Genomic DNA, 10,750 nt, shown 5'->3' on the forward strand with positions numbered 1-10,750 from the left:
CTGTTTATGTAATTGCCTGGGCTACTTTAGCTTCATATATCGGTGCTGGCGGTTTGGGAGACTTTATCTTTAATGGATTGAATCTTTATCAACCCGACCTGATCATTGGTGGGACGATTCCAGTGACTATTTTAGCCTTGGTCGTCGACTTCCTGTTAGGCAAATTGGAGACTCGTTTAACTCCAATTTCACAGCGATAGGAGGGTCAAATATGTTAGGTAATTTAACACAAAGTTTTAAAAAGATAATCGTTTTTAGTTTATGTGGTTTACTTGTATTAGTAGGCGGTTGCTCCTTTCCTGGTTTAAGTGGGACGGGGACATCAGATAAAAACGTTCGGATCGCGTCGGTGACTTCGACTGAATCACAAATTATTGCAAATATCATTTCTGAATTGATCACACATGAAACTGACTATAGTACATCTTTAGTTAATAACTTAGGATCCTCTTCTGTTTCACAAGCAGCACTACAACGTAATGATGCCGATGTCATGGCTACTAGTTATACGGGTACTGATTTAACTGGTACTTTGGGATTACCACCTGAAAAAGATCCTAAAAAAGCAACTAAAATTGTTAATCGCGAATTAAAGAAACGTTATGATCAAGTTCGTTACCCATCGATGGGATTTGCTGATACGTACGCATTCATGGTGACCCAAGAAACTGCTAAAAAATATAATTTAAATAAGGTTTCTGATATGGGAGACCATGCCAAAGAAATGAAGGCTGGGGTCGATAGTTCTTGGATGAACCGTAAAGGGGACGGTTACAAAGAATTTGCCGCTGAATATGGCTTTGATTTTCAGCGGGTGTATCCAATGCAGCTTGGTTTAGTTTATAGCGCGGTTGAGCAAGGAAAAATGAATGCCGTCTTAGGTTATTCGACTGATGGTCGGATCAAAAGTTACAATTTGAAAGTTTTAGATGATGATAAGCGCTTTTTCCCTCCATATGACAGTTCGTTGGTAGTTAATGGCAAGTTCTTACGTGACCATCCAGATTTGGAAAAATTGTTGCACCGGCTCGATGACAAGATCGATCTGAAACAAATGCAAACATTAAATTATCAGGTTGATAATAATCTAATGGAACCATCCGTTGCTGCCCGACAATTTTTACAAAAGAATAATTACTTCAGAGGAGCTGATCAATAATGAGTGACATGGGATTATGGCAACAATTTTGGTACTATATGGTCAACAATGGCTCATATGTACTTGAACAGTTTAATCGACATTTTTTGATCGCGATTTATGGTGTTTTGATTGCGGCGGTAGTTGGTATCCCGCTCGGAATTTATATTTCTTCGCACCATAAGCTGGGGTCATTTACGATCGGTGCGGCTAATGTTATCCAGACAGTTCCTTCATTAGCGATGCTGTCGATTTTGATGTTGGCATTAGGACTGGGAGTTAATACAGTTATCGTAACCGTATTCTTGTATTCTTTACTGCCAATCATTAAAAACACTTATACTGGTATGCTTAATGTCAGTAATGATGTACTTGACACTGCCCGAGGTATGGGAATGACGAAAATGCAACAATTATTCCTGGTTGAGTTGCCCTTGTCGGTTTCCGTGATCATGGCTGGTTTAAGAAATGCTTTGGTCGTGGCGATCGGTAACGTAGCAATTGGTGCCTTTGTTGGTGCAGGTGGCCTGGGTGATATTATTATCCGAGGAACCAATGCGACTGACGGCGGTGCGATCATCCTGGCAGGGGCATTGCCAACAGCTTTGATGGCGATCATTGCCGATTTAATTATGGGATGGATCGAAAAGAAACTTCAACCGCACGGAGCACAGTAGATATGATATAATGTTGGCGATGTTTAGTATCAACAAAATACTGCTAAATGAATGAGGTTTTAAGTGATGAATTTATTATTTGCTGTTAATGATGGTTTTGTCGACCAAATGTTGACCGTAGTTTATTCCATCTTACAAAATTCGTGGGTCTCACATTTAAAAGTGTTTGTGATCCAAGAAAAAGAATTGAAAGAAACAGCGAAAATTACTCAGTTTTGCCAACAAAATAAAATTGAATATTGTCCGGTAGTTGTGACTGATAAGGAATTTTCGGATGCCAAAATAACTGACAGATACCCACATACGATTTATTATCGTTTACTGGCACACAAATATCTACCAAAAGATATCGATAAGGTACTGTACCTTGATGCAGATCTATTATGTATCAATGATATTACGCCTTTGTATGAGACTGATGTTAGTGATTATCTGTATGCAGCGTGCAGTCATAGCCGCTTGACTAATATGACTGATGTGGTAAATAAAGTTCGATTAAAAAATGAAGAGGCAGACGCTTACTATAATTCTGGAGTGTTGTTGATGAATTTAAAGACAATTCGACAACAAGTGGATCCTCAAGATATTTTTAATTTTATTAAAAATAATAAGTTTAATTTATTATTACCAGATCAAGATATCTTAAATGGATTATATGGGCACCAGATCAAGCATTTGCCAGATGAGATCTGGAATTTCGATGCACGAAAAAATCGGACCTACGAAATGTTAAGTATGGGTGAGTGGGATTTGACTTGGGTCATGCAACATACCGGTATTTTACACTTCTGTGGACGTGAAAAGCCATGGAAACCGGGCTATTTTGGCCGCTATTCCGCTTTATATAAGCATTATTCCCACCAAGCATTACGTTTTTGGCCTGAAAAAGATCCGCGATCAGTGACGCCCGTAATTGATAGTGCACCATCAGTAGAAAACAGGCGCTCATAATGACAGGATCAACTGCTAGTAATTATTTGGCAACTGCACAGCTCTATTTAGGAGAATATGCACGAGTATCTGCTGTACGTGAAAAACTTGAGGCGGTTACTCAAACGGTGCATGCTTACCAGAAGCAGAAAATCCCAGCACATTCATTACCACAGCTTGAATTATCCGCAGACCTGGTCTTTGAATTATTAGACTCGCACCCGGATGTTTTGACAGTGGATAGTTTTCTCAGTGATTTACGTCAGTGTGTGATCGAGAACTTTGGGATTTGGCATATTTTTTCTTGTGAGTGGGTAACTGAGCTAAAAAAATATCTGGGTCACAAAAGTGTCTTGGAGATCATGGCTGGCAATGGCGCTTTAGCTAGCCAATTGACCAAGGTGATCGCAACAGATGACTTAAATTGGCAAGGACAAGATATTACCCAACCAAAACCGTGGACGCAAATTGAAAATTTGGATGCAATGTCTGCAGTCGAAAAATATGTGGCAGATGTAGATGTGATCATTATGGAATGGTCACCAGACAAAGACACGATCGACTTAGAAATTTTGCATTTTTTGCGGACTCTCAACTGGCACGGAGAATTTTTAGTTATCGGAGAAAAAAATGGCGCAACAAATTCAAAAGAATTTTGGCAAGAGGCTGATTTGACCTTAATTTCTTCTTTGAATGTTTTTCATCAGCCGTTTGATTTTATTAACGACCAGGTTTTCAGTGTTAAATAGAGCAGAGCTATTGCTGGGTCATAACTGACTGTGAGATTCTAAAAGGGCCGTCGATCTATCCCATTTAAAATGGTTTAGATCGACGGCCCTTAAACATGCTCCAAAGTATTTTTTGTCTTATTTTCTTTTTATTTGCCCCAAATTTTGTTGAGATGTTAAGGTGAAAATTCGTTAAATAGCTAGCATTGGAGATAGAAAGTGTCTTTTTGTCGAAGCTTAAGGTCTTTTGATTGAATTTAAAAAATTCTTTAGGTACGATTGAGGTAGAATTTGGTACAATAATGTATAAATAATAGCTTCGGTATAACATGGTGAGTGAATTAAAAATCGGCTTTTCTTAGAAGTTATTGTATTTTATAAAATAAAGGTCCCAAGGACCGGTGAGCGGCTGAAAGTGATCATGCTTTCTTAAATAGGCGGCTCATGGAGAAAAAGTTATTATTTGGTTACTACAATTAAATAATTTCTTGTGTAGAAAAGCCAGCTAACAAACAAGGAGAAAAAAATATGAAGATTTTAGTTGTTGATGATGATAAAGATATCGTTGAATTGTTAAGTATATATATTCAAAATGAAGGTTATGAAGTTGAAAAAGCCTTTAGCGGCAAGGAGGCTTTGACAAAATTAAACACCAATTCTGATATTGGGTTGATGATCTTAGATATCATGATGCCACAAGTTGACGGTTTGGAAGTTGTTAAAGAGGTGCGTCGCGACTCGCAGATCCCGATTTTGATGTTATCGGCCAAGACGGATGACATCGATAAGATCCATGGTCTGATTCAAGGAGCCGATGATTATGTTACTAAACCATTCAACCCCTTAGAAGTCATGGCACGTGTTAAATCATTGTTGCGTCGTTCCCAACATCAAGTTCAAAATGAAGAACCTGACCAGCTTGAAGTGGGACCGTTGATCATCAAAAAAGATTCGCATGAAGTGACAACAGTTGATGGTACTGCTGTGCAGTTAACTGCGCTTGAATTTGGGATCTTATATTTGCTTGCAAGCCATCCAAATCGGGTTTTCTCTGCAGATGAGATTTTTGAGCGTGTGTGGAAACAAGAATCAGTGGTATCCGCTAAGACTGTGATGGTCCATGTCAGTCATTTACGTGACAAAATTGAAGAAGCTACCGGTGGAGAAAAGGTCGTTCAGACTGTTTGGGGTGTTGGTTATAAAGTTGAAACACGCTAAATTGTACGAGGAGAGTGACGGTTGTTGAAATTTCACCTAACTGGTAGGGAAAAAAGTGAACTTTTTGGTGAAGGTATCGTCACCATTATCTTGTTGCTTTTATTGAACATGTCGGTTTTTTTGATTATAGATCAATTGATCGACATGAACCCTGGTGTGGAAAATGGTATCTTTCAAATTAAAATGTCGCTTTCATTTGGACCGCAGCACATACAGTTTTGGAGCTGGGGTTGGGCTTTTACGGCACTAATGTTGATAGCAGATGCATTTATTTTGTATTGGCGATTGATCAGACGATATCGTCAGATGCAGCTGCGTCACGTGATCGTTGAGTTGCATTATATTGCGTCAGGTCATTTTGATCACCGTATTCCATTTACATTACCAGGCGAGATGCAACGTGTGGTTGAAAGTGTCAACGCCTTAGTAGATAGTACGATCAGATCTTTAGAAGAGGAACGGGCAATCGAGAGATCTAAGGATGAATTGATCACTAACGTCAGCCACGATATTCGGACACCGTTAACGTCGATCATCGGATACTTGGGCTTGATCGAAGATAAACAGTATCAAAGTGAAGAAGACCTGTTGAAGTATACGCACACGGCTTTTTTAAAGTCAAAACAGATGAAATCTTTGGTAGATGATCTATTTGAATATACTAAGGTCCGCCAAGCTGGCGTCGAGCTTGAAACGATCCAGATCGACCTGAATGCGATGTTAGAGCAGTTAGGTGCTAGTTTTGAGTTAGAAGCCTCGAAAAAAGGGATGGAAGTCCAAGTTGATGTTGCCGAGGGAGCGTTGATGTTCGATGCTGACCCAGAAAAATTAGCACGTGTTTTTAATAATTTAGTTTCGAATGCCTTAAAATATGGCCATGGTGGTACACACATATATTTGTCCGCTAAAAAAGTATCGAACCGAGAAGTAGAGGCCATAGTTGCTAATGATGGCGAACCGATCCCCAAAAGTGATTTAACGCAAATCTTTGAGCGATTTTATCGTGTTGAAGGTTCACGGTCCAAAGAAACGGGCGGGACTGGTTTAGGTTTAGCGATCGCCTTAGGGATCGTTGAGTTGCATCATGGTTATATTTATGCGACATCAGATGAAAAACTGACAAAATTTGTCATGCATTTTCCAGTTCATCATCAAGATACTTTAAGAGCACCAGAAAGCATCATGAAAAAAATGTCAAATACAAAATAACGGGGTTGAATTAGTCATGGGTTTGCCTAAACTATAATAATTTTGTGAATCAGAGGGCATGAAGGTCATGTTTTCTGGTTCGTTTATTGTAGGGAGGATAATGACGGCGATGAAGAGATATAAATTTTATTCGGGTCAGTTGTATCGAGTATTGCAATCTAGTTTTCTTTGTGTCAAAGTTAATAAGTATATTTAATTAAAATAATCAAATAAGTGAGAGGACCATTTGAAATCATGAAAACTTTTAGTCAATTAAAAAAAGGCCTAGCTGGAGTAGCCTGTGGCCTAGCACTTTTTACCGGCGGAGTATTTACAGCTAATACAATTAACCCAACAGCTCATGTTTCTGCTGCAACAATCTCAAATCTGAAAGAAAATGAGATCGATCTAAAAGTTAAATCTGCTGTGGCGATCGATGCTAAAACGGGTCAGATCCTGTATGCAAAAAATGCTGATCAAAAAAGAGAAACAGCTTCCATGAGTAAATTGATGACAATTTATTTGGTGTTGGATGCGATCGATAACAAAAAATTAAGCTGGGATCAAAAAATCTCGCCTTCTAAGGGTGCGGTCAAAGTTAGTCAAAATACTAATTATTCAAATGTTCCTTTGAAAGAAGATCATGAATACACAGTTCGAGATCTGTATCGTGCAACCGTCATTTATTCAGCAAACGGTGCTGCCATGGCTTTGGGAGATCAAATTGGTGGAACGCAACAGAAGTTCATTGATATGATGAGTTCCGAGGCTAAAAAAATGGGCATTAAAGATGCTGAGTTTTACACTGCTAATGGGTTAGACAATGGTGATGTAGGGCAAGATAAATATAAAGGTGCACCAGACTCTGCTGCTAACAAGATGTCTGCCACTGGTATGGCGATCTTATCACAAAAGCTGCTTGCGGATCATCCTGAAGTTTTGAAAACAACAAGTATCAAAGAGGCTAAGTTCGATAATGGTGATACTAAGACAGATATGCCAAATTGGAATTGGATGTTAAAAGGGTTGACTAAGTCATATTCTGCTTTGCCAGTTGATGGTTTGAAAACTGGGACTTCAGATGCAGCTGGTGCTAATTTTGCCGGAACTGTCCATAAGGATGGTCACCGTGTGATCACGATCGTTATGGGTGCTCGTCATAAAAATGATGAGGATACGAGTCGTTTTGAAGAAACACAGAAACTAATGTCTTATGTTTATAACAACTATACTTATACGAACGTTAAATCAGGTTTGAATTTCAAAAAAGGCTCTAAATTACCCGTTTATCATGGTAAAGAACTGACTGTTCCGACAAAAACTCGGGGAACTTCTCATCTTTGGTTAGAAAACGATATTGATTCTAATTCTATTGCAGGTCAGGTCACAGGAAATAAAAAGCTTTATAAAAAAGACGGTTTAGAAGCGCCAATCAAGAAAGGACAAAAAGTTGGTACTTATGAACTGACAGTTAAAGGGCAAAAAACTCCATTTATCGATGGCAGTGATGGAATCAAAACAACTGCTGTTGCAAGCAAAGCAGATAAGAAAGCCAATATTTTTGTCACAGGCTGGCGTGCAATAAAAGGCTTATTTTAAAGGAAACGAAGCTGGGACATAACTAGCTGTGCGATTCTAAAAGGGCCTTCGATCTATTCCATTTAACGGGATAGGTCGAAGGCCCTTAAACTTGTTCCAAAAGATTGAAGCCATACTGTAATAACGAGCACGTTACAAATCGACTTCAAAACATCTTTAATCTCACTCTCTTTTCCTAAATGACTACGAGCAAACTTGTCAAGAAGGTATTCTTAGAAAAAAGATGTAAATAGTGATTGTTCGTGTGTTATAATTTGTTTTGAAACTTTATATTTGGAATTTCTGGAGGCATACCTGTGAAAAAATCCGATACACGTCGTAAGGAAGTTTTCCAGATCGCTTTACCGTTATGCATGAGCTACATACCGATCGGTCTAGCGTGCGGTGTATTATTACATGCGGCTGGTTTTAACTTCCTGATGACCGCTTTGGTCTCTTTACTAGTTTTTTCTGGTGGAGCCCAATTTATGATCGCTTCTATGTTGACGATCCATGCTCCGATGCAGACAATTTTATTGATGTTGTTGTTTTTGGAGATGCGATATGCATTATTGGGGTCGAGTTTATCTCAATATGTACGTGGAACGAGTAAAAAATTTTTGTTGATTTTCGCTGCATCAATGAATGATGAAAACTACGCGGTGAATTATTTGAAATTTGCCACTGATAAGACTTGGACGCCCCAAAATGCTCTTTCAGTAGAGCATCTATCTTTATTGTTTTGGACTGTGTCTAATTTAATAGGTAGTTTGGCAGGTGGTTTTATTTCCGTCAACTTAACGATAGTTGACTATGCGCTAACAGCTTTATTTATCTACATGATCGTAATGCAGATCAAGAATCGTTTGACAATTTTGATCAGTATCGTTTCTGGTGTATTTGCAGTTTTATCTATGGCATGGCTGAAGAGTACAATGGGGCTCGTGGTTGCAACTTTGATCGCTTCATTGATTGGTTTTGCTTTAGAAGATTATTTAGTTAAAAAAGGTAAGAATAAGGCCTTCTTGCTAAAGAAGATAAAACCTAATGCAGGACGTAAGGAAATCAGCAAATCGGGAGAATAGTTTATGAGTGTAACTACTAATATGGATCATTTTATCTTGATCCTACTATCAATGTTGGTTGCTTTTGTACCACGTTATTTTCCAATGAAGATCTTTGCAAGTAGGGAGATCCCCAAGTGGTTTAACGAGTGGATGAAGTATGTACCAGTTTCTTTATTTACCGCGTTGGTGGTTAAAGATGTATTTATGAATACTGAGACTTACGAGTTTATCGGTTTTGATAGTGTTGCGAAAATTATCGCATCGGTGATCGTAATGGCTGTGTCATATTATTCACGGTCGATGGGCTTGGCAGTGGTTGTTGGTTTGATCGCTGTGGCTTGCCTTTCATTGGTTGTACCTATTTGATCTGAATATATATAAAGGCTATCTGAAATAGATGGTCTATTTTTTTGTAAAAAAAGGTTTTCATGCTTACTTTAAAATATATCTAGGGCTTGCTATACTGGTGGTAGTTTTAAGTCTAAAATAATGATAGGAGTTAAATGATTGATTTAATAGCCGTGTATATATGAGGAGGCTAAAAGTTGCAATACTTTACTGAAAAATTAACGACTTCTTTATCACAAGATGCTACTTTAACAGGTTACGTCATGGATAATAGTCTGGAAATTGATTCGCAAAGACTTCGTCCTGCAGTCATAGTGTGTCCAGGTGGTGGTTATCGTTTTACCTCTGACAAAGAAGCGGAGCCAATCGCACTTAAAATGAATTCTTTTGGGTGCCAGTCCTTTGTTTTACGTTATTCGTGTGCACCAGCCCAATATCCGACAGCTTTATTTGAACTAGCTACAGCAGTTAAATTTGTCAGACAAAGAGCAGCAAAGTTTCACGTTGACACACAAAAGATCGTTGTTTTGGGTTTTTCTGCGGGGGGACATTTAGCAGCTAATTTGGCCACTAAATGGGATCATCCTGAGCTGACAGAAGCCGGTTTTGTACCGGCTGAGATCAAACCGAACGCGTTAGCTTTGGGTTATCCTGTGATTACAAGTGGTGCATTTGCACATGAAGATTCCTTTAAAGCGTTGTTAGGTGAAAAAATGACAGAAGAAAGTTTGAATCAGGTCTCTTTAGAAAAGCAAGTGACTGAACAAACCCCACCAGCTTTTATTTGGACGATCGATGATGATGCCACAGTTCCTGTTGAAAATAGCCTGCTGTATGTTAGAGCACTAAAAAAAGTTGGGATCAGTTGCGAATTACACATTTTTGCTCATGGGGTACACGGAATGAGTTTAGCTACGAAAGAAACTGCTCCACTAGATAGACCAGAACAAATTTCCGGATTAGTTGCGGTTTGGCCGGAATTATTTGCGCATTGGTTAGAAGAGATCTTTAAAAGAAATTAAACGATAAAATGCCCGAAATATTTATAGCAGAGACGTAAATATTTCGGACATTTTATATTTATCGTATATTTTCATTGTAGTGTGTTGCTCTTAATTCAATTATTGAAAGTATTATTTGCCAACTTGCTGTTGCAAGAAATAAACTGCCGATCGTGTCACTTAAAAAGTGAGCATGAAGAAAAACACGACTAAAAGCAATTAAAAGGATCAACCCCCAGCCGCACGCTGTTGCAGTTAAGTATACTTTTTGTGAACAATTAGATTGCTTTAAAAGTGTTAGAATACAAAAAACGAGAACGATGGTAGCAAATGTATGTCCGCTCGGGAAACTGAAACCTCCGATCGTAATTAAACGGTGTGTGGGGCGGGGACGTTCGATCCATCCTTTTACGATATGGTTTAATAAGTTAAACGAACTGAAAAAAATTAAAAAGTTAAGACCGACCCGAAACTGATTTTTTCTGGCTAAGAATAATGCGATGATGATCGAATAAACCGTCATCATAGTCGGACTGGCTAAATTCGAAATAATAGTAATGAACTTAGTACGGGCAGGGGTGATCAAAGGATGTAACAAATTGATTGCTTCATGGTCAGCTGATGTAATAAAAGTTGCATGTTGACCCACCAAAATTGCGAGTAAGATAAACAGTAATAAGCTGCTGCTACCTATGATCAGCCTAGAGTATATGTGAGGATATTTTGACATAAATAAATTCTATAATTCCTTTCTAAACCACTAGTATCTATTATAACTTATGGACCCCAATTGTCAAATCAAGTGCGACAAGTGTAAAGCTTAAACTATAAGTGAAGATAGATGTTAGTTCAGTGGGAGGCCGGCCAGGAAGCGTAG

General features: G+C 38.5%; 11 protein-coding genes and 1 pseudogene. 11 read left to right on the plus strand and 1 reads right to left on the minus strand.

Annotation, left to right across the window (positions count from 1 at the left end):
- From LACPOB_RS13135 to LACPOB_RS0109150, 11 genes and pseudogenes are all read left to right on the plus strand, one after another.
- Positions 1–200: pseudogene (locus LACPOB_RS13135) on the plus strand (choline ABC transporter permease); the annotation flags it as partial.
- A gap of 11 nt (positions 201–211) precedes the next feature.
- Positions 212–1,159 (plus strand): osmoprotectant ABC transporter substrate-binding protein, encoded by a 948-nt coding sequence (locus LACPOB_RS0109105; RefSeq protein WP_017868535.1) that lies wholly within the window; start codon positions 212–214, stop codon positions 1,157–1,159.
- Positions 1,159–1,815 (plus strand): ABC transporter permease, encoded by a 657-nt coding sequence (locus LACPOB_RS0109110; protein ID WP_017868536.1) that lies wholly within the window; start codon positions 1,159–1,161, stop codon positions 1,813–1,815. Before LACPOB_RS0109105 ends, LACPOB_RS0109110 begins: the two co-directional genes overlap by 1 nt.
- Positions 1,816–1,881: 66 nt before the next feature.
- Positions 1,882–2,766: a glycosyltransferase family 8 protein gene (locus tag LACPOB_RS0109115; RefSeq protein ID WP_017868537.1), complete on the plus strand. Its 885-nt coding sequence runs from the start codon at positions 1,882–1,884 to the stop codon at positions 2,764–2,766.
- Entirely contained in the window at positions 2,766–3,494 is a 729-nt protein-coding gene (locus LACPOB_RS0109120) for a hypothetical protein (RefSeq protein ID WP_017868538.1), read from the plus strand. The genes LACPOB_RS0109115 and LACPOB_RS0109120 overlap by 1 nt, the downstream gene beginning before the upstream one ends.
- 507 nt (positions 3,495–4,001) lie before the next feature.
- Complete coding sequence (gene croR, locus LACPOB_RS0109125; RefSeq protein WP_017868539.1) at positions 4,002–4,691, plus strand: response regulator transcription factor CroR; 690 nt, start codon at positions 4,002–4,004, stop codon at positions 4,689–4,691.
- A 24-nt stretch (positions 4,692–4,715) separates the two neighbouring features.
- Positions 4,716–5,900 carry a sensor histidine kinase gene (locus tag LACPOB_RS0109130; protein WP_026142815.1) on the plus strand — a complete coding sequence of 395 codons (1,185 nt, stop codon included), beginning with the start codon at positions 4,716–4,718 and terminating at the stop codon, positions 5,898–5,900.
- 234 nt (positions 5,901–6,134) lie between these two features.
- Complete coding sequence (locus tag LACPOB_RS0109135; protein WP_017868541.1) at positions 6,135–7,478, plus strand: serine hydrolase; 1,344 nt, start codon at positions 6,135–6,137, stop codon at positions 7,476–7,478.
- Positions 7,479–7,831: 353 nt separating this feature from the next.
- Entirely contained in the window at positions 7,832–8,542 is a 711-nt protein-coding gene (locus LACPOB_RS0109140) for an AzlC family ABC transporter permease (protein ID WP_371861878.1), read from the plus strand.
- 3 nt (positions 8,543–8,545) lie between these two features.
- Positions 8,546–8,890 carry an AzlD domain-containing protein gene (locus LACPOB_RS0109145; protein ID WP_017868543.1) on the plus strand — a complete coding sequence of 115 codons (345 nt, stop codon included), beginning with the start codon at positions 8,546–8,548 and terminating at the stop codon, positions 8,888–8,890.
- A gap of 179 nt (positions 8,891–9,069) precedes the next feature.
- Positions 9,070–9,894 carry an alpha/beta hydrolase gene (locus LACPOB_RS0109150; RefSeq protein WP_017868544.1) on the plus strand — a complete coding sequence of 275 codons (825 nt, stop codon included), beginning with the start codon at positions 9,070–9,072 and terminating at the stop codon, positions 9,892–9,894.
- Positions 9,895–9,952: 58 nt separating this feature from the next.
- Here LACPOB_RS0109150 and LACPOB_RS0109155 read toward each other — a convergent pair whose 3' ends face one another.
- The gene (locus tag LACPOB_RS0109155) at positions 9,953–10,603 is read right to left on the minus strand and encodes a phosphatase PAP2 family protein (protein WP_081607060.1); all 651 of its coding nucleotides are present in this window, start codon (positions 10,601–10,603) and stop codon (positions 9,953–9,955) included.
- Between the last annotated feature and the right edge of the window lie 147 nt (positions 10,604–10,750).

The organism is Ligilactobacillus pobuzihii E100301 = KCTC 13174, assembly GCF_000349725.1.
Taxonomy (GTDB): domain Bacteria; phylum Bacillota; class Bacilli; order Lactobacillales; family Lactobacillaceae; genus Ligilactobacillus; species Ligilactobacillus pobuzihii.

Coding starts and splice junctions, on each gene's coding strand:
- LACPOB_RS0109140 (WP_371861878.1), top strand. CDS start 7,832: ATGAGCTACATACCGATCGGTCTAGCGTGCGGTGTATTATTACATGCG.
- LACPOB_RS0109135 (WP_017868541.1), top strand. CDS start 6,135: ATGAAAACTTTTAGTCAATTAAAAAAAGGCCTAGCTGGAGTAGCCTGT.
- LACPOB_RS0109155 (WP_081607060.1), bottom strand. CDS start 10,603: ATGTCAAAATATCCTCACATATACTCTAGGCTGATCATAGGTAGCAGC.
- LACPOB_RS0109120 (WP_017868538.1), top strand. CDS start 2,766: ATGACAGGATCAACTGCTAGTAATTATTTGGCAACTGCACAGCTCTAT.
- LACPOB_RS0109145 (WP_017868543.1), top strand. CDS start 8,546: ATGAGTGTAACTACTAATATGGATCATTTTATCTTGATCCTACTATCA.
- LACPOB_RS0109105 (WP_017868535.1), top strand. CDS start 212: ATGTTAGGTAATTTAACACAAAGTTTTAAAAAGATAATCGTTTTTAGT.
- LACPOB_RS0109110 (WP_017868536.1), top strand. CDS start 1,159: ATGAGTGACATGGGATTATGGCAACAATTTTGGTACTATATGGTCAAC.
- LACPOB_RS0109115 (WP_017868537.1), top strand. CDS start 1,882: ATGAATTTATTATTTGCTGTTAATGATGGTTTTGTCGACCAAATGTTG.
- croR (WP_017868539.1), top strand. CDS start 4,002: ATGAAGATTTTAGTTGTTGATGATGATAAAGATATCGTTGAATTGTTA.